At 64.6% G+C, this 24500-nt stretch carries 22 protein-coding genes; 4 read left to right on the forward strand and 18 right to left on the reverse strand.

Annotated elements, in window-relative coordinates:
* Window position 1: 1 nt before the first annotated feature.
* From IEJ03_RS10015 to IEJ03_RS10045, 7 genes are all read right to left on the reverse strand, one after another.
* Window positions 2-1057: an NAD(P)H-dependent glycerol-3-phosphate dehydrogenase gene (locus IEJ03_RS10015; protein ID WP_192034723.1), complete on the reverse strand. Its 1056-nt coding sequence runs from the start codon at window positions 1055-1057 to the stop codon at window positions 2-4.
* A 123-nt stretch (window positions 1058-1180) separates the two neighbouring features.
* On the reverse strand, window positions 1181-2623 hold the full coding sequence (locus IEJ03_RS10020) for an NAD(P)(+) transhydrogenase (Re/Si-specific) subunit beta (protein WP_192034724.1): 1443 nt from the start codon (window positions 2621-2623) through the stop codon (window positions 1181-1183).
* Window positions 2624-2639: 16 nt separating this feature from the next.
* On the reverse strand, window positions 2640-4211 hold the full coding sequence (locus tag IEJ03_RS10025) for a Re/Si-specific NAD(P)(+) transhydrogenase subunit alpha (RefSeq protein WP_192034725.1): 1572 nt from the start codon (window positions 4209-4211) through the stop codon (window positions 2640-2642).
* A 383-nt stretch (window positions 4212-4594) separates the two neighbouring features.
* Window positions 4595-5194, reverse strand: a complete 600-nt coding sequence (locus IEJ03_RS10030) for an isochorismatase family protein (RefSeq protein ID WP_192034726.1) — start codon at window positions 5192-5194, stop codon at window positions 4595-4597.
* Window positions 5195-5475: 281 nt separating this feature from the next.
* Complete coding sequence (locus IEJ03_RS10035) at window positions 5476-6258, reverse strand: glucosaminidase domain-containing protein (RefSeq protein WP_242457931.1); 783 nt, start codon at window positions 6256-6258, stop codon at window positions 5476-5478.
* Between the two features lie 272 nt (window positions 6259-6530).
* Entirely contained in the window at window positions 6531-8435 is a 1905-nt protein-coding gene (htpG, locus tag IEJ03_RS10040) for a molecular chaperone HtpG (RefSeq protein WP_192034727.1), read from the reverse strand.
* Window positions 8436-8619: 184 nt separating this feature from the next.
* Complete coding sequence (locus IEJ03_RS10045) at window positions 8620-8934, reverse strand: DUF1232 domain-containing protein (protein WP_242457932.1); 315 nt, start codon at window positions 8932-8934, stop codon at window positions 8620-8622.
* A 188-nt stretch (window positions 8935-9122) separates the two neighbouring features.
* Between IEJ03_RS10045 and IEJ03_RS10050 the strand changes: the two genes are divergently transcribed.
* Window positions 9123-11093, forward strand: coding sequence for a transglycosylase SLT domain-containing protein (locus IEJ03_RS10050; protein ID WP_192034728.1), 1971 nt, complete (start codon window positions 9123-9125; stop codon window positions 11091-11093).
* Between the two features lie 140 nt (window positions 11094-11233).
* Here IEJ03_RS10050 and IEJ03_RS10055 read toward each other — a convergent pair whose 3' ends face one another.
* The 3 genes from IEJ03_RS10055 to IEJ03_RS10065 all read right to left on the reverse strand — a co-directional run bounded on the left by IEJ03_RS10055 (window position 11234) and on the right by IEJ03_RS10065 (window position 13289).
* Window positions 11234-11878, reverse strand: a complete 645-nt coding sequence (locus tag IEJ03_RS10055; protein WP_192034729.1) for a LysE family translocator — start codon at window positions 11876-11878, stop codon at window positions 11234-11236.
* Between the two features lie 78 nt (window positions 11879-11956).
* Window positions 11957-12379, reverse strand: coding sequence for a TM2 domain-containing protein (locus tag IEJ03_RS10060; protein WP_192034730.1), 423 nt, complete (start codon window positions 12377-12379; stop codon window positions 11957-11959).
* A gap of 70 nt (window positions 12380-12449) precedes the next feature.
* A complete protein-coding gene (locus IEJ03_RS10065) occupies window positions 12450-13289 on the reverse strand; it encodes an isopenicillin N synthase family oxygenase (RefSeq protein WP_192034731.1) in 840 nt (279 codons plus the stop codon).
* Window positions 13290-13547: 258 nt separating this feature from the next.
* Between IEJ03_RS10065 and IEJ03_RS10070 the strand changes: the two genes are divergently transcribed.
* Window positions 13548-13754 carry a cold-shock protein gene (locus IEJ03_RS10070; protein ID WP_192034732.1) on the forward strand — a complete coding sequence of 69 codons (207 nt, stop codon included), beginning with the start codon at window positions 13548-13550 and terminating at the stop codon, window positions 13752-13754.
* A gap of 174 nt (window positions 13755-13928) precedes the next feature.
* Here IEJ03_RS10070 and IEJ03_RS10075 read toward each other — a convergent pair whose 3' ends face one another.
* The 4 genes from IEJ03_RS10075 to yegS form a co-directional block, all read right to left on the reverse strand.
* Entirely contained in the window at window positions 13929-14564 is a 636-nt protein-coding gene (locus tag IEJ03_RS10075) for a hypothetical protein (RefSeq protein ID WP_192034733.1), read from the reverse strand.
* Window positions 14565-14645: 81 nt separating this feature from the next.
* The gene (locus IEJ03_RS10080; protein ID WP_192034734.1) at window positions 14646-15083 is read right to left on the reverse strand and encodes a nucleoside deaminase; all 438 of its coding nucleotides are present in this window, start codon (window positions 15081-15083) and stop codon (window positions 14646-14648) included.
* A 44-nt stretch (window positions 15084-15127) separates the two neighbouring features.
* On the reverse strand, window positions 15128-15547 hold the full coding sequence (locus IEJ03_RS10085) for a VOC family protein (RefSeq protein ID WP_192034735.1): 420 nt from the start codon (window positions 15545-15547) through the stop codon (window positions 15128-15130).
* A gap of 61 nt (window positions 15548-15608) precedes the next feature.
* A complete protein-coding gene (yegS, locus tag IEJ03_RS10090) occupies window positions 15609-16538 on the reverse strand; it encodes a lipid kinase YegS (protein ID WP_192034736.1) in 930 nt (309 codons plus the stop codon).
* A gap of 162 nt (window positions 16539-16700) precedes the next feature.
* Here yegS and IEJ03_RS10095 point away from each other — a divergent pair, with 162 nt between their 5' ends.
* A complete protein-coding gene (locus IEJ03_RS10095; protein WP_192034737.1) occupies window positions 16701-18302 on the forward strand; it encodes a cation:proton antiporter family protein in 1602 nt (533 codons plus the stop codon).
* Between the two features lie 110 nt (window positions 18303-18412).
* Here IEJ03_RS10095 and pepN read toward each other — a convergent pair whose 3' ends face one another.
* From pepN to rimI, 4 genes are all read right to left on the reverse strand, one after another.
* Window positions 18413-21052: an aminopeptidase N gene (gene pepN, locus IEJ03_RS10100; RefSeq protein ID WP_192034738.1), complete on the reverse strand. Its 2640-nt coding sequence runs from the start codon at window positions 21050-21052 to the stop codon at window positions 18413-18415.
* Between the two features lie 58 nt (window positions 21053-21110).
* Window positions 21111-21560 (reverse strand): YbaN family protein, encoded by a 450-nt coding sequence (locus IEJ03_RS10105; RefSeq protein ID WP_192034739.1) that lies wholly within the window; start codon window positions 21558-21560, stop codon window positions 21111-21113.
* A 192-nt stretch (window positions 21561-21752) separates the two neighbouring features.
* Window positions 21753-22238 carry a YajQ family cyclic di-GMP-binding protein gene (locus IEJ03_RS10110; RefSeq protein ID WP_192034740.1) on the reverse strand — a complete coding sequence of 162 codons (486 nt, stop codon included), beginning with the start codon at window positions 22236-22238 and terminating at the stop codon, window positions 21753-21755.
* 78 nt (window positions 22239-22316) lie between these two features.
* The gene (rimI, locus tag IEJ03_RS10115) at window positions 22317-22796 is read right to left on the reverse strand and encodes a ribosomal protein S18-alanine N-acetyltransferase (RefSeq protein ID WP_192034741.1); all 480 of its coding nucleotides are present in this window, start codon (window positions 22794-22796) and stop codon (window positions 22317-22319) included.
* Between the two features lie 171 nt (window positions 22797-22967).
* Here rimI and IEJ03_RS10120 point away from each other — a divergent pair, with 171 nt between their 5' ends.
* A complete protein-coding gene (locus tag IEJ03_RS10120; protein ID WP_192034742.1) occupies window positions 22968-24482 on the forward strand; it encodes a RimK family protein in 1515 nt (504 codons plus the stop codon).
* Window positions 24483-24500: the final 18 nt, after the last annotated feature.

Genomic DNA, 24500 nt, shown 5'->3' on the forward strand with positions numbered 1-24500 from the left:
TTTATTCCTCCAGGCGCCAGGCCTCTTTGACGTCCTCGCGGGACAGGGTGAACTCGACGTCGCTGCTCTGCTCGCCCTGCATCAGCATCTTGGCCATGTCGCGGGCCGGCACCTGATTGAACAGCACCTGATAGAGCCCCTCGGCCAGCGGCATGTAGACGCCCTCCTCCGAAGCCTTGTCGTGCACCAGTCGCACGGTATTGACGCCCTCGGCGACCTGCCCCAGGGCATCGACGGCCTCCTCCAGGGTCCTGCCCTCGCCGAGAGCATAGCCGACCCGATAGTTGCGGGAGAGCTTCGACGAGCAGGTGACGATCAAGTCGCCGACGCCGGAAAGCCCCAGAAAAGTCATGGGATTGGCTCCCAGGTGCACGGCGAAGCGGCTCATTTCGGCCAGGGCGCGCGTCATCAGCATGCTGCGGGTGTTCTCCCCCATGCCCAGCGCCGCGGCCATGCCGGCGGCGATGGCATAGATGTTCTTCAGGGCCCCGCCCAGCTCGACGCCGAAGCGGTCATTGTTGGCATAGACCCGAAAATAGGCACAGCCCAGCACGCTCTGCACGCGAGCCCGGGTCAGGGGGTCGTCGCTTGCGATCACGGTGGCGGTCAGCTGCTTGTCGGCGACCTCAGAGGCGAGGTTGGGGCCGGAGATCACCCCCAGATGCGGGAAGCCGGTCTCCTCCTCGAGGACCTCGCTCATCAGCTTGAAGCCCTCGGCCTCGATGCCCTTGGTGGTGCTGACGAGGATCTGCTCCGGAGACAACCAGGGACGCGCCTGACGCACCACCGACCGGAAGGCCTTGGAGGGAATCGCCACCAGCACCAGCGTGGCACCGGTGAGCACCTCCTCCATGTCGGTGGAGGCCGTGACGGCCGGATTGATGGCGTAGTCCGGCAGGTAGTGGCTGTTGCGATGGTCACGGTTGATCTCGTCCGCCAATTCGGCATCCCGCAACCACTGGTGAACCTGGGCCCCATTATCGGCGGCGATGCTGGCAAGCGCCGTTCCGAAGCTGCCGCCGCCGAGCACCGCGACCTTCAAGCGATCATCTGACATTCTCGATCCATTGACGAGTGATAGATCCGCTCATTGTAACGAAAAGCGGAGAGGCCGAAATGCCTCTCCGCTCGGGAGCTATTTGGCCGGGGCACGCTGTCGAGACACCCTGCCCCACTTGGCTCAGTCGATCATCGGCACCAGGGTGTCGATGCTGGACCGGGCATCGCCAAACAGCATGCGCGTATTCTCCTTGAAGAACAGCGGGTTCTCGATGCCGGAGTAGCCGGTACCCTGGCCGCGCTTGCAGACGAAGACCTGCTTGGCCTCCCAGACCTTGAGCACCGGCATGCCGGCGATGGGGCTCGCGGGATCCTCCTGGGCCGCCGGATTGACGATGTCGTTGGAGCCGATGACGATCACCACGTCGGTCTCGGCGAAGTCATCATTGATCTCGTCCATTTCCATCACGATGTCATAGGGCACCCGCGCCTCGGCGAGCAGCACGTTCATGTGCCCCGGCAGTCGCCCCGCCACCGGATGGATACCGAAGCGTACGTTCTTGCCGGCACTGCGCAGCTTGCGGGTCAGCTCGCTGACCGCATTCTGCGCCTGGGCCACCGCCATGCCATAGCCCGGCACGATGATCACACTGTCGGCATCGTTCAGCGCGCTGGCGACACCGCCGGTATCAATGGCCACCTGTTCGCCCTCGATCTCGGCCGCCTCGCCCTGGCTGCCACCGAAGCCGCCCAGGATCACGTTGACGAAGTTGCGGTTCATCGCCTTGCACATGATGTAGGAGAGGATGGCCCCCGAGGAGCCCACCAGGGCGCCGGTGACGATCAGCAGATCATTGGAGAGCGTGAAACCGATGGCCGCCGCCGCCCAACCGGAGTAGCTGTTGAGCATGGACACCACCACCGGCATGTCGGCGCCGCCGATGCCCATGATCAGGTGCCAGCCGACGAAGAATGCCAGCAGCGCCAGCAGCAGCAGGGTCCAGAAGCCGGCACCGTTCAGGTAGGCGATGGCCAGCACCAGCGACAGAATCGCCGCCCCGGCATTCAGCCAGTGACCGCCCGGGAACTGGCGCGGCTTGCCATCGATCTTGCCGGCGAGCTTGCCGAAGGCGATCACCGAGCCGGTGAAGGTCACCGCGCCGATGAAGACCCCGAGCACCACCTCGACCTGCAGGAAGGTCAGCTCGGCGGGCGTCTTGTGCGCCAGGGTGGCGGCGAAGGCGGAAAACCCCTCAGTGCCGGACTCCGCGAGCCGCGCGGCCAGTACCCGGCGTCGCTCCAGATCGGCGTTCCAGCCGACGAAGACGGCCGCCAGGCCGACGAAGGAGTGCAGCGCCGCCACCAGCTGCGGCATCTCGGTCATCTCGACCTTCCTGGCCACCACGGTGCCGATAGCGGCACCGATCAGCATCATTGGGATCAGCCAGCCATAACCGCCGATGCCCGGGCCGAACATGGTGGCAGCCACTGCCAATGCCATGCCGACGATGCCATACCACACCGCCCGCTTGGCCTTTTCCTGATTGCTCAAGCCCCCCAGCGAGAGGATGAACAGGACACTTGCCGCGATCGCCGCGGCAGAAACGAACTCTTGACCCAGCATTTCGACTCTCCGCGATTCAGGATTTCTGGAACATGGCCAGCATCCGGCGTGTCACCAGGAAGCCACCCACGATATTGATGGACGCGATCAGCACCGAAATCCCGGCCAGCAGCCCCACCAGCCAGTTGCCCGAGCCGACCTGCAGCACGGCGCCGAGGATGATGATGCCGGAGATGGCATTGGTCACCGCCATCAGCGGGGTATGCAGCGAGTGGCTGACGTTCCAGATCACCTGGAAACCGACGAAGCAGGCCAGCACGAAGACGATGAAATGCTGCATGAAGGAGGCCGGCGCCACCTGGCCGAGCAACCACATCAGCACCCCGCCTGCCGCGAGCAGGCCGACCTGACGCTTGGTCTGGGCGACGAAGGCGGCATGCTCGGCGGCCTTCTTCTCCTCGTGGGTGGGCTCCTTCTCCTTCGGCTTGGGCTTGGCCGCGCCGATCGCCTTCACCTTGGGCGGCGGTGGCGGGAAGGTAATTTCCCCCCCGTGGGTCACGGTGGCGCCACGGATCACGTCGTCTTCCATGTCATGATCGATCACGCCGTCCTTCTCGGGGGTCAGATCGGTCAGCATGTGGCGAATGTTGGTGGCATAAAGCAGCGAGGACTGTGTCGCCATCCGCGACGGGAAGTCGGTATAGCCGACCACGATCACGCCGTTGTCGGTGACGATGCGCTGATCGGGTACGGTCAGATCGCAGTTGCCGCCCTTCTCCGCGGCCAGGTCGACGATCACCGAGCCGGGCTTCATGGCCTTCACCATGTCCTCGAGCCACAGCTTGGGCGCCGGCTTGCCGGGAATCAGCGCGGTGGTAATGACGATGTCCACCTCAGGGGCCTGTTCGCGGAAGCACTCAAGCTGCTTCTCGCGGAACTCGGGGCTAGAGGGCGCCGCATAACCGCCGCTCTCGGCACCATCCTGACTGTCCTCGAAGTCGAGAAACAGGAACTCGGCGCCCATGGACTCGATCTGCTCGGCCACTTCGGGCCGCACGTCGAAGGCCCGCACCACGGCCCCGAGGCTGGTCGCCGTGCCGATGGCGGCGAGCCCCGCCACGCCGGCACCGACCACCAGCACCTTGGCCGGCGGCACCTTGCCCGCGGCGGTGACCTGGCCAGTGAAGAAGCGGCCAAACTGGTTGCCGGCCTCGATCACCGCCCGATAGCCGGCGATGTTGGCGGTACTCGACAGGGCATCCATCTTCTGGGCCCGCGAGATGCGCGGCACCATGTCCATGGCGACGACGGTCGCACCCTGAGAACGACAGCGCTCCAGCAGCGCCTCATTCTGGGCCGGCCAGAAGAACGAAATCAGTGTCTGGCCGTCATGCAGCCGATCGGCTTCCTCGTCCGTGGGCTCGCGCACCTTGATCACGGTGTCGGCCTGCGCCCAGAGCGCCTCGGCATCCTCGACCACGCGCACGCCGGCCTCGCGATAGGCCGCATCGGCGAAGCCCGCGGCCACGCCGGCTCCGGCCTCGACCAGGCACTCGTGGCCGAGTTTCTGGATCTGCTGCGCGCTCTCGGGGGTCAGCGCGACGCGCGCTTCCCCCGGGGCCCGCTCCTTGGGTGCTCCGATCTTCACTCTATGCCTCCCTGTCGCGACGCTCGTCGCGAAGTTGGCCGCCATGCTGGGGCGGGAATGAATCGATGTCAGCAGGAATCACCGGCGCTAACGCCCAAGGACGTACGGACGCTGTTGATTCACTGCCAGTTCGCAATCTTTTTAGGAAGCAACAAAAATGCCAGGGATTGCAAGAAAAAACCTTTATAAAGAGATAGTTATGCCATATATAACATCACTGTTATATTTCATTCGACATTTAAGCCACTGATAAATAACGAAAAGCTCACCACTCCAAACCTCGCTAAATCATTATGAATGCCATAACAAAAGCCTTATTGCCGATCTAGCACTGACAGTTGGCACCGCTAACCGACGTGCCTAAGCAACTGCCTTCGGCCTCATCAGAACTGCTGTACCACCTCCCGCGTCGAGGCAATACGCGCGTAATGACTGCCCAGCAGCGCCAGGCTGAACCGCTGGACGTCATCGGCAGACCAGCGGCGCCCTTCATCATCATCGAGCGGAAAACTCGCACAGGCGTCGGCGACCACCACCACCCCGAAGTCGAGGCAATGGGCATGGCGCGCGGCCGTGGAGACGGCATGACCGGTGGCGACACCGGCCACCACCAGCCGCGACACGCCGTGGCGGCGCAACCAGGTGTCGAGGTCGGTGCCAATGAAGGGGCTCTCGACGTGCTTGGTGACGACACGCTCCCCGGCCAGGGGCATGGCGCAGGCCTTGAAATCGGCCCCGGCATGGCCGGAGCGATAGGGGGAGCCGGGGGTATGGGAGAAGTGACGCACGTGAACGATGTGTCCATTACCGCCGCGCCAGCAGGTCAGCAGCTCATCGAGCCGGTCATCGAGGGCCGGGTTGCTGTGCGCGCCGTGAAGATCGACGTCATCGATGGCCTGCTGGATATCGATCAGCAACAGGGCCGCTGCATCGTCCCTGGCGTCACAGAGACGCAACCGTGCATTGCTTGACTGGCGCACCATGACCACCTCCGTCGACTGCCCTGAACTGAACAGCCCGGAACTGAAGTGCTCTGGACCGCATTGCCCCCTGCAAGCATAGATGCTCGCACGCCAGGTCGCCCTGCAATGCAGCATGAGGCTCTCAACGCTCTGGCCATGATGACCATCGAAACGACGACGCCTCCCACGGCACCAGGCCGGGGAAGGCGTCTTCCAAGGGGACAGCGTCTGAACGCTGAGGCAGGACCTGAACGCTGCCTGCAGGCAGCACAGGCTATCGGCTATCAGGTCAGCCGATCCGATCAGGCAGGCGTATCGCCGACATGGCGACGAATTCGCTCGGCATTGGTGCGCAGCAGCGACAGCAACACGTCCTGGTAGTCGGGGCGGGTGGCGTAATCGTCCAGGGTGGCAATCAACGCCTCCGGAGACACGTCGCCTTCGTCGGCCAGCTGCGCCCGACGCGAGCGCAGTTCAGCATAGGCGCCATGGGTGTTCAGGTTCTTGAGATAGGCGCGCACGGCCTCCTGAACACTGTCGAAGGACTGGTAGCGGCCGCTGCTGGCCCGCATGCCGAAGAGGTTGTTGTTCTGACGCGCCAGACGCGAGGTGCCCCAGCCGGATTCCTCCACGGCCTGCACCGCGACCATCTCCAGCGGCAGCGGTGCGACGCGCTTGAGCAAGGCCTGGCTGATCTCGCCCGGCACGCAGTCCAGCGCATACTCCACGCACAGGGCCGCCACCCGCTCACGTTCGGCAGCATTCAAGGGCGCCTTCCGCTCGTTCAGCGCCAGCAGCCACTCGCGGCGGGCGGCCAGGCGCGAATTCTCGACCTCGACGATCGGCACCAGCACCTCGAGGAAGGCATCCTTGCGCTGTGGCCCCGCCGGCCACTGGCGAAGATCCGGCAGCCGAGCGTCCGAGGCCGGCAGCTCGACGCCGGCCTCATCCGGCGCCACGGGGTGAGAGACCGCCATCGGCGGCATGGCCACGACGCCCAGACTCAGGATCAGCAGCGCCGCCGGCCAGGGCCGACGACGCTGGAACGACGATAGGAAAGACGAAGGTAACAGGTAGCGCATCATCAGGACTCCGCTAATGCTCGATCAAGACCGCCGTTCCACGACGGTCCTTGAACACGGTGCCCCTTTGCAACGTCCGGGGCACTACGAAAGGGCCATGGCAAGACGTGTCCGACCAGGCCCGGTGACACTTTGCGGGCAAGCCTATCAGGCATTGGCCGAATCACCGAGAATTATTGCACTGCACAAAATAAAAAACCCTGCCAGGCGGACCTGGCAGGGTTGGCGATGACTCACCACGCGCGTAACAGGTACGCGCGATCAGCACATGGCGCTCAAGCCATCAGCAGCGCATTGAGGCGCTTGACGTAGGCGGCCGGATCATCGAGATGACCGCCCTCGGCGATGATCGCCTGGTCGAGCAGGATGCGCGACAGATCGCTGAAGGCCTCGCCTTCGGCGCCTTCCAGACGACCGACCAGCGCATGCTCGGGGTTGAGCTCGAGGATCGGCTTGACCTCCGGCATCGGCTGGCCGGCGGCCTCCATGATACGACGCATCTGGAAGCCCATCTCGTGTTCCGGCAGCACCACGCAGGCCGGGGAGTCGGTCAGGCGATGGGTGACCTTGACCTCCTGAACCTCTTCGCCCAGGGCCTCCTTGACGCGCTTGACCAGGTCTTCCTTGGACTTGGCGGTCTCTTCCTGTGCCTTCTTCTCGTCCTCGTCCTCGATCTCGCCCAGATCCAGTTCGCCCTTGGCGACGTCGACCATGGACTTGCCGTCGAACTCGGTGAGGTGGCTCATCAGCCACTCGTCGATGCGATCGGAGAGCAGCAGGACCTCGATACCCTTCTTGCGGAAGATCTCGAGATGCGGGCTGTGCTTGGCCGCATTGAAGCTATCGGCCACGATGTAGTAGATCTTCTGCTGGCCTTCCTTCATGCGCTCGACGTAGGCCGCCAGCGACTGATCCTGGGTCGCGCTGTCGGTGTGGGTCGAGGCGAAGCGCAGCAGTGCGGCGATCTTGTCGCGGTTGGCATGATCCTCGGCCGGGCCTTCCTTCAGCACCGTGCCGAAGGTGTTCCAGAAGGTCTGGTACTGCTCGTCGTCCTTGGCCAGCTTCTTGAGCATGTCCAGGCCACGCTTGGTCAGAGCCGCCTTCATCTTGTCGACCTGCGGGTCCTGCTGCAGCAGTTCGCGGGACACGTTCAGCGACAGGTCCTTGGAATCCACCACGCCCTTGATGAAGCGCAGGTACAGCGGCAGGAACTGCTCGGCGTCATCCATGATGAAGACGCGCTGCACGTAGAGCTTAAGGCCACGGGCTCCATCGCGCTCGTACAGATCGAAGGGCGCGCGGCCCGGCACGTACAGAAGGCTGGTGTAGTCGAGCTTGCCCTCGACCCGGTTATGGCTCCAGGTCAGCGGGTCGCTGAAGTCATGGGAGACATGCTTGTAGAACGCCTTGTACTCATCGTCGCTGATCTCGGCCTTGGGGCGCACCCACATCGCCGTCGCCTCGTTGACGGTCTCCCAGGTGGTGACCTCGCTACCTTCGACCTCATTGCCCTCGTCGTCCTTGGCGGTCTCGGTCTTGGGCATGCGCACCGGCACTTCGATGTGATCGGAGTACTTGCGCACCAGGTTCTGGAGGCGGAAGTCGTCGGCGTATTCCTGGGCGTCTTCCTTGAGATGCAGGACGATCTCGGTGCCACGCACCTCGCGGTCGATATCGGCGATGGTAAATTCGCCCTCGCCCTTGGAGCGCCACTCGACGCCGGCATCATGGGGCTGGTCGGCACGGCGGGTGCGAACACTCACCTCATCGGCGACGATGAAGCCGGAATAAAAGCCGACGCCGAACTGGCCGATCAGGCGCGCGTCCTTCTGCTGCTCGCCGGAGAGCTGCTTGAGGAAGTCGGCGGTACCGCTCTTGGCGATGGTGCCGAGGTTCTGGATCACCTCGTCGCGGCTCATGCCGATGCCGTTGTCGCGCACGGTCACGGTGCCGGCCTTGGCATCATGCTCGATCTCGACACGCAGTTCGCTGTCACCTTCGTAGAGCGCATCGTTGTCCAGGGCCTGATAGCGCAGCTTGTCGCAGGCATCGGCGGCGTTGGAAATCAGCTCACGCAGGAAGATCTCCCGGTTGGAGTACAGGGAGTGAATCATCAGATTCAGCAGCTGCTTGACTTCGGTCTGGAAGCCCAGGGTTTCTTCATGGGTGACGGTAGACATGTAACGAGTCCCTCATCGATCTCAGCATTGGGAGCGGTTGCCTAGGGCAACGCGCCGGTATCAGGTGACGTGACCGAGATATGGGGCTCTGGATGGGCTTTTCAAGCCTGCCGAATCAACTGGATGGCATCGATTCGACAAATCAGGCAAGGCGACGCTGAATCATGTGGTGTCCAGTCGATGGCTAATCACCACGACCGGCGCGCCAGGCGTGATAAGGCGCCAGGTGACGATCGACCCGGGTCAGCAGCCAACCGACGATCAGGGCATCGTCAGCAAGCCCCAGCAGCAGGACGACATCGGGGATCAGGTCCAGCGGCGACAGCAGGTAACCCAGCGCCGCGGCCATGAAGCCGATCGCCGCCCAGGGCACCGGCCGATAGCGCCCCGTCAGCACATCCCCAAGCATCGGCAAGAACGTTTTAAGCGCGCGGCCGATCCGCGCAAGCGACCGACCGCGCCGGCCCAGCCACCCCCTGCCTGATGGTGATCCTGCCATGTTGCTCTCCCCCATTGCCCCGTTTGCACTTACCGACGTCCAAGACGCGATGGTGAATCCTCACGACCAGTATACCCGGCCTATTACTCCGCCTGAGTTTCAGAACCTGTCGGAAGCTGGCGACACTACTCAACGGCCTATGCATCGGCGAAGATGGACTCAAGTGGCACGACTCAGGAGATTCTCGAATGCGACGCCCTTTTCCCTTCCGGCATTGGCCGGTACTGCTGGCAAGCCTGGCACTGAGCCTGCCACTGAGTCTGTCCGTCGACACCGCAAAGGCGGATGCGAATCAGGATAGCGCCATGCGCGAGGCCCTGGCCGCGGCCAGGGCGCAGGAATTCTCGCGCATCGATGAGACGGCCCTCGATGGCCATGTTCTCGAAGGCTACGTGGACTACCACCGCCTGCTCGCCCGCCTGCCCGATGCGCCGGCATCGCAGGTGCAGGCCTTCCTCACCCGTCACGACGACTCGCCGCTGGCCGACTGGATGCGCGGCGAAGCGATCAGCCGCTACGGCGAGGCCGGTCGCTTTGAAAGCCTGCGCGAGATCGCCGACGGCGAGCCCCGCGGCACCCCCCGCCGCTGCTACTACTATACCGCCCTGCTCGATACCCGGCCTCGGGACGCCGCCGAGGGTGGCCGCGCGCTGTGGCGCGTTGGTCGCTCCCAACCCGAGGCCTGTGACCCGCTGTTTCGCACCCTTCGCGAGCGCGGCGAGATCGGGGCCCTCGAGATCTGGGAGCGCCTGACGCTCGCCTGGCAGGCCGGCGAGACCGGCATGGTGAGCTACCTCGGCCGTCAGCTGGGCAGCGCCTGGCAACCCGGGCTCGATGCCCTCGAGCGCTTGCAACAGGACTTCTCGGCGATCACTCAGGTGCCGACGTCGATCGGTCCCGAGGGGCGCGGCACCAGCGCGCTCTTTGCCGCCGCCATGCACGGCTTCACCCGTGCCGATACCGAGGCGGCCCTGGAAGCCTGGCGCAAGGTCGCCCCGCATGTCGCACTCGGTGCCGCCGAGCGCCATGCCATCGAGCACGACCTGGTCTTCTACTCCCTGGTCCGGGAGATCGACAACAACCGGGGCTGGGTGGATGCCACCCTGCCCGGCCTTCAGGACACCGACCTGCTGGAACTCAGGGTGCGCACCGCCTTGGCCGAAAGCGACTGGTCCGGCGTCATCGACTGGGTGCATCGGCTGCCGGACGCACCGCGCCGCGAGGCCCGCTGGCAGTACTGGGTGGGCCGCGCCCTCGAGCAGCTCGGCAACCCCAGCGGAGCCACCCAGGAATTCCAGGCCGCCGCCGGTGAGCGCAGCTTCTTCGGTTTCGCCGCCGCCGACCGCCTCGAGGTTCCCTATGCGCTGAACCTGGAGCGGGTCAGCTACAACGCGGCTTACCGCGAGCGCATCGCCGAGTGGCCGGTGGTACAACGCACCGAGGCCCTGATTCGCATCGGCGAGCCGGGGCTTGCCAACAGCGAGTGGTTTGCTGCCGCGCGGCGCGCCGATGAGGCCAAGGCCAAGGCCCTCGCCGACTACGCCGCCTACCGGGGCTGGCACGCGCGAGCGGTGCAGACCACGATTGCTGCCGGCCTGTGGGATGCCCTCGACTGGCGCTTCCCCGAGGCCTATCGCGATGACTTCATGCACTGGGGCAACCGCCATGGGACTGACCCCTACCTGCTGATGGCCATCGCCCGCCGCGAGAGCGCCTACAATCCGACGGTGGTCTCCCCTGCCGGTGCCCGTGGCCTGATGCAGCTGATGCCGGCCACCGCCCGCGAAGTCAGTCGTCGATTGGGGCTCGAGGACCCCGGCCCCTATGGCGTGCTGAACCCCGAGACCAACATCCAGCTGGGCAGTCGCTATATCCAGGACATGATCGCCCGCTACCGGGGCAACCGGCTGGCCGCCACCGCCGCCTACAACGCCGGCCCGAATCGCGTCGACCGCTGGCTCGAGGATGCCCCGCGGGAGTTTGACCTCTTCGTGGAGAGCATTCCCTTCCACGAGACCCGCCAGTACGTCCAGGCGGTGATGGCCTACCGGGTGATCTTCGAAAGCCTCGCCCAGGGCGGCGAGACGCAGGAGGTGGCCCTGCTGACTGCCGCGGAGCGCGGCGGGCGCTACGATACCTCGCTGCTCGCCCGGCAATAGACCGCGTGCCGAGCGCGCCCTCGGCACGCCAGACCCGACAAGTCTGACCCGAGAAGTCAGAACGACAAGCCAGACACACCACGGGCCCGCTCTGGCGGGCCCGTGGTGTGTCTGGGCTGGCTGATAGGTCGTTCGACGCGTCAGACGGGACGCTGAGACAGCGCCAGCTTGAGGCCAAAGGCCACCATCACCGCCCCGGTGGCACCGTCCAGGGTGCGGGACACGGCTCGCCGGGCCAGCCAGTGACCGGCCCGGCCGAGCATCACCGCGATGCCGATCTGCCACAGGTTGGCGATCAGGAAGTGCACCCCGGCGAGCCACAACGACTTGGCCAGCGCCGGATCGCCCGGGGCGATGAACTGAGGCAGAAAGGCCATGTAGAAGACCACCGTCTTGGGGTTGAGCACATTGGACAGGAAGCCCTCGCGCAGCGGCACCCAGCGCGACACCGATTGCCGCTCGACCGCGCAGCCCGCCACCGGCAGAGGCGTGCCCCGGCGGGCGCTCGCTAGACTCTGCAGGCCAAGCCATATCAGATAGGCCGCCCCGGCGAGCTTGAGCGCCGAGAAGGCCCAGGCCGACTGCAGCAGGATGACCGAGATACCAAGCGCCGAGACAGTGGCGTGCACGAAGAGTCCGGCACAGATGGCCAGACTGGTCAGCACCCCGTCACTAAGGCCACCGCGGGTGGTGTTGCGAATCACCAGCAGGGTATCCACCCCGGGACTGATCGTCAGCAGGGTGATGGCGACCAGAAAGGGCCAGAACTGGGCATCGAAGAACATGGGCGGCGGGCCTCCTTGCCGGGCGGGATCACCCTTGAAGGGCGAATGGACTGTGGCCGGGGCATGCCCGGCCACGGATCAGTTGAAGATGCCGCGCTTGGCATGCTTCATCGAGATCTGGTCGTTGAGGGTCCAGAAATCATAGAGCACGCCCAGCAGGAAGAACCCGCCGGTCAGCAGGTAGAGGATGCCGGTCAGCCACTTGCCCATGTAGAAGCGATGCAGGCCGAACACGCCGAGGAAGGTCAGCAGCACCCAGGCCAGCGAGTAGTTGACCGGGCCGGCCTGATAGCGGAAGTCGGCCTCCCGATCCATGCTCGGAATGAGAAACAGGTCGATCAGCCAGCCGATACCCAAGAGGCCCAGGGTGAAGAACCAGATGGTGCCGGTCACCGGCTTGCCATAGTAGAAACGATGGGCGCCGAGGAAACCGAAGATCCACAGCAGGTAGCCGATCAGCTTGCTGTGGGTGTCGCTGGGCGCGCTGCTCAGTGATGCCATGTCAGATACCTCGTCAGAATGCGAAACATGTAACCCGCCGATCGCCGGCGCCAGGCGCCGGCGTCGAGACTCAGATGACGCCCAGCTCGCGCAGGCGCTCCTTGAGGTAGCTGTCGGCGGTGTGACGCTCTGACAGCACCACTTCCGGCCGCGGGTGCAGGAACAGCGGCAGGGACAGACGCGACTGGAAGCGCGCGGGACCACTGGGATTGACCACGCGGTGGGACGTCGAGGGGAAGTGCCCACCCGAGGCCTCCTGGAGCATGTCGCCGACGTTGATGATCAGCTGGCCCGGATCGCAGGGAACCGCCAGCCACTCGCCCTCGCGGGTCTTCACCTCGAGCCCGGGCTCGTTGGCCGCCGGCAGCACGGTGATCAGGTTGATGTCCTCATGGGCGGCGGCACGCACCGCGCCGGGCACCTCGTCGCCGGCCAGCGGCGGATAGTGCAGGACCCGCAGCAGGGTCTGACCGCTCTCGGCGATCATCCGCGACAGCGGCTCCCGATAGTGGCTGGCCACCTCGGGCGGTGTCTCGGCTTCGATCCAGCCAAGCAGAGTCGAGGCCAACTCTTCCGCTCGACGATAATACTCCATGATGTCGTCGGCCAGGGCCTCGGGCAGCCGGCCCCAAGGATAGACGTGATAGTACTCCTTCAGGTCCTTGACCGTGCGACCCTTGGCGGTCTCGGACACCTCGGGCGGGAAGTAGCCATCCTGGCGCTCGGGGTCGAAGCGAAAATCATGCTTCTCCTCTCCCTGGAAGAAGTCGTGCCATTGGCGATAGATGGATTCCACCAGCTCGGCGGAAATCGGGTGATTGCGCAACACCCCGAATCCCGTCTCTCGCAGCGAGGCGACGAAGCGTTGGGGGGCGTCGGCGGCGGTGAAATCGACGTTCTGGACGGGCATGGTAATTCCATCTAAAGTGATTTTGCGGGCATTCAGGCATGCCGTTCAGCGGGTATATTGACCCAACTCGGCTGCCGATGCATCTCCGCAACGTGGGTGGGTGTATGGGTATGTTGCAAGTTGTTTGCCGTGGACTGATTCCTTCGACATTCTCCCTTTGCGCGTCTTCCTCACACGCCCCGCGTATTGAAGGGGGTCATGTCGGGCTTGGTCCGACACCCCCGGCATCATCATTACGTCAGGTAAGGAAAATCAAAAATGGCAACTGGCACTGTCAAGTGGTTCAACGACACCAAGGGCTTCGGCTTTATCTCTCCGGATGACGGCGGCGACGACCTCTTCGCCCATTTCTCCGAGATCCAGGCCGAGGGCTTCAAGTCCCTACAGGACGGGCAGAAGGTGAGCTTCGACGTCACCCAGGGCAAGAAGGGCCTCCAGGCCGCCAACATCAAGCCCGTCAGCTAACGACGCGCCTGCCCCTCGCCAGTTGCTTGCACTGCACCTCGGCAGACGGCAGCAGAGGGTTCGCAGCATCGGGGGCTCAGGTTCCCGATGACTGAACAAGGGTCCACGCGAGTGGACCCTTTCCTTTAGACGCTGGCCTCCGTTCTCACCCTCGAAAGCCATCGTTCATGACGATCAGGGCTGCTCGAGGGCCTCGCCGGCATCATGCAGCATGTCCTCCGGCGTCTTGCTCTCAGCCTCCTTGAACTGCTGATCGATCTCCTGCTGAGCCTCCTCGAACCGGCGCTCGGTCTCGGCCATGAAGGCCTCGATCTCAGACTCGCTGGTCTCTCCCGGCGCCACGTCCAGGTTTTCGCCCTCATTGAGCATAGCGTCGATCTCGGCGCCAGACGGCGCAGCGGGGGTCGCGGCGTCGCCTGGGTCGGTCATCGGCTCACCAGACATGGCTTCACCGGACATGGATTCGCCGGTCAGCGGCTCATCAAGCATGGACGGCTGCACGTCTTGGGTATCGTCACTTGTCGCGTCTTCGCTTGCAGCGTCGACCATCCCGGTCGAGACCGACGCGCTGTCTGCCGCCTCATCCTCGGCGCCTACCGGCGCGCTCGCGGACTGTGCCCCGGTGGCCGCGGCGCTGTCATCACCACTCGCCTCGACACTCGCTTCAGCGCCGCTCTCGACCGGCTCGCCGCTGGGCTGGTCGGCGCCCGCCACCTCGGCGGGCGCCGGCTCGTCGCCATTGCCACATCCGGCCAGCCCCAGGCTCATCACCAAGACCAGCAGCAGGGACCTGTATGGCGTCTTCATCATCTTCAACGTCCTCTCATCGTAGTGTGGGGGCATTCCAGCAAAGGGCAGGAACCGGCGCAAGGCGCCAACTCATTCGCGGGCTCACTTCCCAATATCCTCGGCCCAGACCTCGGGGTGACGGGCGATAAAGGTCTCCATCAGGGTGCGGCACTGAGCATCATCACGCACCTCAAGCTCGACGCCAGCCTGACGCAGTGCGTCCTCGGCCCCGAGGAAGGTCCGGTTCTCACCGATCACGACCTTGGGAATGCCATACAGCTGAATGGCTCCGCTGCACATCGGACAGGGCGAGAGGGTGGTATAGAGCACCGACTCTCGATAGACTGCTGCCGGCTGGCGCCCGGCATTCTCGAGCGCATCCATCTCGCCATGAAGCACCACGCTACCGCACTGCTGGCGCTGGTTGTGGCCGCGACCGATGATGGTCCCCCGATGCACCAACACCGAGCCGATCGGCACCCCGCCTTCCTCGAGTCCCAAGCGTGCCTCGTCGATCGCCGCCTGCATGAAATCGTCCATCGTCTCTCTCTCTTGAGGCTGAGTGGGCATATCGTCGGACACGCTCAGGTCGCGAACAGCTGGCCGTCGATATCGCGAAACGCCTTGAACTCCAGCGCATTACCGCTGGGGTCATAGAAGAACATGGTCGCCTGCTCGCCTGGCTGTCCCTGGAAGCGCACATAGGGTTCGATCTCGAAGCGCACTCCGGCCCCGGTCAGACGGTCGACCAGCGCCTCCCAATCGGCCATCTGCAGGACCACGCCGAAATGCGGCACCGGCACCCCATGGCCATCCACCGCATTGTGATGGCGCTGCGGGGTCATCTCCGGGTTGAGATGGCAGACGAACTGATGGCCGAAGAGGTTGAAATCGATCCAGGTATCGCTGGATCGCCCCTCGGGACAGCCCAGCAGATCGCCATAGAAACCACGCGCCTCATCGAGGTCGCGCACCTGCACGGCCAGGTGGAAAGGGGTCAGCATCGGACAGCGCTCCTTGTTGTCATCACCAGTTGTCATAACCAGTTGTCATAACCAGTTGTCATCATGGGCTCGGCGCCGCGGGCGTCAGCAATGGACAGTCACGCGGAGCCAGCAGGTCGATGGCGCCCGGCGTCAGGCCCACCTCAAGATGTGCCAGGCGATGGGGTTCACCATCCAGGGTCAGGGTCAGCGGCTGATCGGCCATCACGCGAATCCGGTCGGCCTGCCAGTATTCCACGTAGTCTCCGCTTGCAGGGAGACGTCTCAGCTCGGCTAGCATCTGGCGCATCCCGGCAAGCGAGGAGAACTGCCGAACCGCCAGCACCTCCAGCAGGCCATCGTCGAGACGGGCCAGCGGACTCAGGCGCTGCCCTCCCCCCGCCTGGGCACCGTTGCCGATGGCCAGCAGGAAGAGCTCTCGATGGCCCTCGCCCCCCGGCCAGCTCAGCCGGGCCGGGCAGGGCCGAAAGCGCCAGGCCTTGAGCGCCCCCATCAGCGAATAGGCACCACCGCCGAGCAGACGCTTGAGGGTCTTGGGGGTGGAGGCCGTGATCTCGGCGCCGAAGCCTGCCGACAGCATGTTGAGAAAGTGATGCTCTCCGAGCCGCAGCACGTCCACGGGATGCGGAGTGGCGTCGAGCGAAAGCGAAAGCGCGGCCTCCAGGTCCTCGGGAATGCCAAGGCCCGTGGCCAGGTCATTGGCGGTGCCCATAGGCAGCACGCCCAGGGCGGGACGGGCCTCTCGGGACAGTCGCATCAGGCCATTGACGGCCTCGTTGACGGTGCCATCGCCACCGGCTACCAGCAGCCGAGATACCCCGTCCGCCCCCGCCTGGCGGGCGAATTTCCCGGCATCACCAGCTTCCCAGGTTACCAGGACCTCGAGCCGGGCTCCCTGCTGGCGTGCCGTTTCCACCGCCTGGCGCAAGACCGGCGATTGAGCCGATTTGCCGTTGACCAGCAGGCGTAATAAAGGGGAATCAGAATTCATGGGGCTCATCTTACACCGTCGCCATGGCTGGCGGCGACGCATGGAGAGCTCAAAAGGTTGGCAAAGGCCAGCCAATAGGAAACCATGGCGTGGCATCGACTGCTGCGCCGGATGACCGCCCTTCCCCGGCCCCGGACAAGGACGTAACGACGAGGAGACATCATGATCGAGCCGGCCTTTCTGCTGGTCGCATTTCTCGGAGGGCTCGGCGCCGTCGCGCTGAGACTTCCACCCTTGGTCGGCTTTCTGGCCGGGGGCTTCACGCTCAATGCGCTGGGCTACCAAGAGACGCCCCTGCTGACCACCCTCGCCAACGTCGGTGTGACCCTGCTGCTGTTCACCATCGGCCTCAAGCTCGATGTGCGCACCCTGCTGCGCCGCGAGGTCTGGGCCGGCGCGTCCTTGCACCTGGCCGGCTCGACGCTACTGCTGGGCGGCGCCCTGGGGCTGTTCGGGCTGGTCGGTTTCACGCTGCTGGACGGGGTCCCCTGGCAGACACTGGCGCTGCTCGGTTTCGCCCTGTCGTTCTCCAGCACCGTCTTCGTGATCAAGGTACTCGACAAGCGCAGCGAGACCCAGACCGCCTATGGGCGCCTGGCGATCGGCGTGCTGATCATGCAGGACATCTTCGCGGTGGTGTTCCTGACCGCCTCCACCGGCGAGTTGCCGAGTCCCTGGGCGCTGTCATTGCTGCTGCTGATTCCTGCCGCTCCACTACTGCAGCGACTGCTCGACCACATGGGACACGGCGAGATGCAGATGCTCTGCGGCATGCTGATGGCACTGGTGCTTGGCTATGGCCTCTTCGATGCCATGGGGATCAAGGGCGACCTGGGGGCCCTGATCGTGGGCCTGCTGCTGGCACCCCATCCGGCCGCCCAGAATTTGGCTCGCTCGATGTTCAGCCTCAAGGAACTGCTGCTGGTGGGCTTCTTCCTGACCATTGGCATGACTGCCATGCCCGATCTCGAGATGCTGGGCCTGGCGCTGCTGCTGGTGTTGGTGATCCCCCTCAAGGCCCTGCTCTATCAGCTGACCTTCATGGCTTTCAGGCTGCGCCTGCGCACCTCGGTGCTGGCCTCGCTGGGGCTCGCCAATTACTCGGAGTTCGGGCTGATCGTCGGCGCCCTCGCGGTGGGCCAGGGCTGGCTCGATGAGAAGTGGCTGGTGGTGATGTCGCTGGCGGTGGCGATCAGCTTCGTGCTGGCCTCTCTGCTCAACGGCGCCAGCGAGACCCTGTATCGCCGCTTCGCCGACCTGCTGCCCGAGCGTCTGACCGAGGAGCTGGATGGCGTCGAGCATGCCATCGAGGTCGGCAATGCCGAGGCCGTGGTCATGGGCATGGGACGCATCGGGCGCAGCACCTACAAGCGGCTGCAGAAGCAGTACGGCCTCAAGGTGCTGGGCATCGACAGCAACCCCCACAGCGTCAAGCGCCTCCAGGAGGAGGGCTATCACCTGGTGGAAGGCGATGCCCTGGACTCGGACTTCTGGGACAAGCTGATGATGTCACCGACCCTGAAGCTGGTGGTGCTGGCCATGCCGCACCATGCGGGTAATCTCTTCGCCCTCAAGCAACTGCACGACCGGGACGAGTTCAGGGGCCAGATCACCGCCATCGTCGAGTACCCCGACGAGATCAAGCCGATTCAGGCCCTGGGTGCCAACGCCGTCTATCACATCTATGACGAGGCCGGCCGGGCACTGGCCGACAGCGCCGCCAAGGAGGCCGGCCTGATCACCGATGTCGATCAGCTGGGTTGACTCACCCTGCCCGACCAACAAAACGGGCCGCCCATGGGGCGACCCGTTTGTAACTGGCGCGATCTGTCAGGCCATGACCGGCATCGCCGACAACGACGCCGATCGAGGCGTCACTCGGCCAGCGCCTTTTCGATCACCTCGAAGACGTTGGGCGAGAGCTTCTCGGCGCGGATGCGCTCGAGCTCGGCCTTCATCAGCTCCTGACGCGCCTCGTCGAAGCGCTGCCAGCGGGTCAGCGGCGTGATCAGGCGCGCGGCGATTTCCGGATTGAGCCGGTTGAGCTCGATCACCACATCGGCCAACAGCCGATAGCCGGCGCCGTCGATGCGGTGGAAGTTGACCCGGTTGCTGGCGAAGGCGCCGATCAGCGCACGCACCTTGTTCGGGTTCTTCAGCGAGAACGCCGGATGCTCCATCAGGAACTTGACGCGCTCCAGGGCATCGGCCTGGGGCCTGGTCACCTGGATGCTGAACCACTGATCCATCACCAGCGGATCGTGCGCCCACTTCTCGCCGAAGGCACGCAGTGCCGGGTCGGCCAGGTCGTTCCGCGAGCTGTGGGTCAGCAGCGTCAGGGCCGCGCGCACGTCGGTCATGTTGTGATCGGCATCGAACTGCGCCTGAGCGAGGGCCAGCGCCTCCTCGTCCTCGATCGCGACCAGGTACGACAGCGCCACGTTCTTGAGGCTGCGCGCGGCGATCTGCTCGGGCTCCGGTGCATAAGGCGCGTCGAGCCGGTTGGCACGGTACACCGCCATGAACTCGTCACGCAGGGCAAGCGCCAGCGACTGCTTGACGAAGGTACGGGCGGCATGGATGGCATCCACATCGACGACCGGCTGCTGCTCGGCGATGTAGGCCTCCGACGGCAGGGTCAGCATCTCGGCGAGCACGGCCTTGTCGTCGGTCTCCCCGGTCAGCAGGGTGCGGAAGGCGTCCGTGACGCGCACGTCCATGACCTTCTCGACCCCGTTACGATGCGCCGCGATCAGGTCATCGAGGGCCAGCATGGCCAGGCGCTGGCCGGCATCCCAGCGGTTGAAGCCATCGGAATCCTGCTGCAGCAGGAAGGCCAGGTCTTCGCGGCTATAGGGAAAGCGCAGCTTGACCGGCGCCGAGAAACCGCGCAGCAGCGACGGCACCGGGGCCTCGGCCAGCTCGGTGAAGACGAAGTGCTGCTCGTGCTCGCGCAGGTGAATCACGGTGTCGGTGCCCACCGCCTCACCATCGAGGGTCATCTTGAGATCCTGGCCGGACTTGGTGCCGACCAGTCCCAGGCGGATCGGGATATGCAGCGCGACCTTGTCCGGCTGTCCCGGGGTCGGCGCCGTGCGCTGACGCAGGATCAGGTGGTACTCGGCCTTGGCATAATCGTACTCACCGTGGGCGTCGATCTCCGGTGTCCCGGCCTGGGAGTACCAATGCATGAACTGGGTCAGGTCGAGGCCCGATACTTCGCTCATGCAGCCGACGAAGTCCTCGATGGTGGCCGCCTGACCGTCGAGGCGCTCAAAATACAGATCCGAGCCGCGGCGGAACAGCTCCCAGCCCAGCAGGTTCTGCAGCATGCGCACCACTTCCGCACCCTTCTCGTAGATGGTCAGGGTATAGAAGTTGCCGATCTCGATGTAGTGATCGGGGCGGATCGGGTGGGCGGTCGGCCCGGCATCCTCGGCGAACTGGGCGGTGCGGAACATCGACACATCCTCGATGCGCTTGACCGGCGCCGAGTTGGTATCCGCCGAGAAGCTCTGGTCACGGAATACCGTGAAGCCTTCCTTGAGGGAGAGCTGGAACCAATCGCGGCAGGTCACGCGGTTGCCCGACCAGTTGTGGAAGTACTCGTGGGCGACGATGCTCTCGACGCGCTGGAAGGCCGCATCGGTGGCGGTATGCGGGTGAGTCAGCACCGCCGCCGAGTTGAAGATGTTGAGCCCCTTGTTCTCCATGGCGCCCATGTTGAAGTCATTGACCGCCACGATCATGAACAGGTCAAGATCATACTCGCGCCCATAGGTCTCCTCGTCCCACTTCATGGCACGCTTCAGGGAGGCCATGGCGTGGTCGGTCTTGGACAGGTTCTCTTCCTCGACCCAGACCTGCAGGGTGACATCGCGGCCGCTCTGGGTGGTGAAGTGATCCTCGACCTTCTTCAGATCGCCGGCCACCAGGGCGAACAGGTAGCTGGGCTTGGGATGCGGATCTTCCCAGGTCACGAAGTGACGATCACCGGGTAGCTCACCGGATTCCACCGGGTTGCCGTTGGACAGCAGCACCGGCAGGGTCGCCCGGTCACCGATCACCGTGGTCGAGAAGGTCGCCATCACATCCGGGCGATCCGGGTAGAAGGTGATGCGACGGAAGCCTTCCGCCTCGCACTGGGTACAGAACATGCCGCTGGACTGATAGAGCCCCTCCAGCGCGGTGTTGGCCGCCGGGTCGATCTCGACCTCGGTGTCGAGCAGGAAGCGGGCCGGCACCCGGTGCACGGTCAGCGAGACATCATCCTGTGCGTATTCGTCCGCGTCGAGCTCCTCGCCGTCGACGGCGATGCGCTTCAAGGCGAGCTGTTCGCCATCGAGCACCAGCGGCAGGTCACCGGCCTCCCGATGGGCAGGGTGACGCTCCAGGTGCAGACGCGCCGAGACGCGGGTCGCGGAGGACGCCAGATCGAACTTCAGCTCGGTATGAGTGACGCGATAGGCGGGCGGTTGGTAGTCATGCAGGTAGGTCGGCTGCATCGCAGACATCGAGGAAGGCTCCTGTTCTGTAATCGCCGATCATTGTACGGCGCCAGCGGCAACCAGCTCAAAGTCGGCGGGAAATCGGGGGCATGACCCGGGGCGACAGGGTCGGCGAGATAATGGTGTAGACCGGGATCGCCTCGCGAGGGGCGGGGCGGGTGCCGATCCAGAGCGCGAGGCCCAGCAGCGAGACGATGACGCAAAGCTTGATGACGCCGGAGAGCGGGCTGATGACCAGCGCGCCGATCGAGAAGACCAACATCAGCATCGCCAGTCGCTTGGCATGGCGGGGAATCGCCCGCTGACGCTCCCAGGCCGTCAAGGGCGGACCGAAGCGAGGGTGTCGTCGGATCCAGGCGGCGAAGCGCGGCGAGCCCTTGGAGCCGGCCCACACCGCGACCAGCATGAAGCAGGTCGTCGGCATCAGCGGCAGGAAGGCGCCGATCACACCGAGCCCGAAGCTCGCCAGCGCCAGCAGGCGATAGGCGATGCGGCGCGCAGTGGATCGAGACATGTCCGGGCTCCTGCTCACGGTCGAATACGGGCAACTAGCCAAAGCTTAGCAGCGATGCCCTTATTGAACCCGATCGGCGCCGGGAACGGAAATCGCCTGGCTCTATGTGCCATCTGGCCACACTCAATGGGACACCCGGGCGGTCAGCGACGATTCGGCTCGAGGACGCCGCCCGGTCGTGACCGTCATTGGTCAGTCGCGGAAGTTATTGTACTGCAGCGCCAGATCCGGGCCCTGCTCGCTCTTCAGCAGGGCGATGACCTGCTGCAGGTCATCGCGCTTCTTGCCGGTGACGCGCACCTTGTCACCCTGAATCTGGGCCTGGACCTTGAGCTTGGCATCCTTGATCTGCTTGACGATGGCCTTGCAGTCCGGCTGCTCGAGTCCCTGCTTCAGCTTGACCTCTTGGCGTGCCTTGACGCCGCCGAGCTCCGGCTCCTGCTCGTCCATGCAGCGGGCATCGATGCCGCGGGCAATCAGCTTGGCGCGCAGCACGTCGATCATCTGCTTTAGCTGGAAATCGGCCTGCGCCTCGAGGGACACGGTGTCGTCGTTGAGGGTGAAACTGGCGTCGACGCCGCGGAAGTCGAAGCGGGTCTGCACCTCGCGGTTGGCCTGATCCACGGCATTCGTGGCTTCGTGCTTATCGAACTCGGAAACGATATCGAAGGAGGGCATGAGAGCATCCTGGCGATGAAGGAAAGGAGTGCGATTCTAGAGCACCGAGACGGGCATTTCACCCGTCTCTCGACCGCTTCAGCCGTTGGCCACCAGCATCGGCGAGGCGATCAGCGACTTCTCCATCTGCCAGGCCGCGCAACCATCCGCGTAGTAGTCATCGAGCCAGCGCCGCAGCCCGAAGCCCATGCGCCGATAGAGTGCGCGAGCGCGTCGGTTATCGGCACGCACCTCAAGGGTCAACCACTCGCAGCTACGATCTCGCGCCTCGCTTTCCAGCGTATCCAGCAGGCGCCGCCCGACTCCCTGCCCCTGGATCTCGGGATGCACGCAGAAGGAATAGAGCCTGGCCGCACGGCTGTTGCGACGCAGCAGCAGGGTCGCATAGCCCACCAGGCGCTGCGCTTCATCCTCGGCTACCCAGGTGAGGGCGTGAGCCCGGCTCAGCAGATGAGCCAACTGCCGGCGGCTGAAGTGATCGGTCTCGAAACAGAGCTGTTCGAGCTGGCAGAGTGCGGCGAGGTCACCCGGCTGAGCCGGGCGCAACAGGGCGGTCATGTCGAAGAATGCCTTGAGTATGTGAGGGAGATTTTGCGACGCATGTAACCCAGTGTCACCGCCTTGGATGATGAATTTATTTCACCATCTACGCATATTGTCTTGATCCACTTGCACGCGCATGCTGACCGCAAGAAATTACCTTTGGCCGTGCTCAAGGAGAGCCTGCCCATGCCCCTGCAAATCGTCGTCGACCGTCTTGCCGACTGGCGGCCCTACTTCCCAAGCGATGACCTGATCACGGCAGATGACTACCTGGCCGAGGCGCAACCGGCTCAGGCTCAGGCCCCGGAACAGGAACAAGAACAGGAACAGGGCGCGGCCACCCATGTCATCAATCTGTCCGCTGAGCTCGACTACCTGGAGAGCGGCTACTACGTGTCGCTGCTCGCCCAGGCACGCGGCCAGCGAGTGCTGCCAAGCGTCGAGACCCTCAATCAGCTGTCGCGCAAGGCACTAATCGATCTGCAGCTCGAGGCCCTGAGCCCTCTGCTCAACGACCTGGCGCGTCGTGGCTCGCTGAACGGCGACAGTGTGACCCTGCGCGTGTTGTTCGGTGAGTGCCTGCATCCGGCGCTGTCAAAGCTGGCTCGCAAGCTCTTCGAACGTCTGCCCTGCCCGCTGCTTGAAGCGCGCTTCACGCGCCGCCAGGATCTGTGGCGACTGTCACGGCTCAAGCCATTGCGCCTCACCGCGCTCGCAGGCGACGAACAGGACCTGTTCGCCAGCGCCCTGAACCGGCACTCGCGCAAGGTCTGGCGCACTCCCAAGGCGCGCCGGCGCTATCGTTTCGACCTGGCGGTGCTGATCGACCCGCAGGAGGCCCTGCCCCCCAGTAACCGCGGTGCGCTCAAGGAGTTCATCCGCGCCGGGCGCAGACTGGGCATCGATGTCTCGCTGATCACCAAACGCGATGCGGGTCGCCTGGCCGAGTTCGATGGGCTTTTCATCCGTGAGACCACGAGCCTCGATCATCATACCTACCGCATGGCACGACGCGCCGAGCATGAGGGGCTGGTGGTCATCGACGACCCGCGCTCGATCCTTCGCTGCACCAACAAGGTGTATCTGCACACCCTGCTGCGCACCCGCGGCATCGCCACTCCCGACGGCATTTTGCTGAATCGTCATGACCTGCCCCAATTGGCCGAGAAGACCGCAGGGCTAAGCTTCCCGATGGTGCTCAAGGTCCCCGATGGGTCTTTCTCCCGGGGCATCGTCAAGATCACCTCCGCGGAGGCGCTATTGACCGAGGCCGAACGGCTTTTCGCCTCTTCGGCCCTGCTGTTGCTGCAGGAATGGCTGCCCACCGACTTCGATTGGCGAATCGGCGTGCTCGACGGCCAGCCCCTGTTTGCCAGCCGCTATTATATGGCCCGCGGTCACTGGCAGATCTATGACCATTCCAAGGGCAAGACCAGAAGCGGCGGTTTCAGCACTCACGCGCCCGAAGACGTGCCCGCCGCCGTCATCAAGGCGGCGCTCAAGGCGACCCGTCTGATCGGCAACGGCCTCTACGGCGTCGACCTGAAGCAGGTCGGCGACCGAGTGGTGGTGATCGAGATCAACGACAACCCCAATATCGATGCCGGCGTGGAAGACGCCTTGCTGGGACGTTCCCTCTATGACCGCATCCTCGCGGTGTTCCTGGAACGCATGGAGGCCAGCCGACGCCTCGGCGGGTGAGGCATCGGCTGCTAGGAT

Source organism: Halomonas sp. YLGW01 (assembly GCF_014840935.1).
Lineage (GTDB): Bacteria > Pseudomonadota > Gammaproteobacteria > Pseudomonadales > Halomonadaceae > Onishia.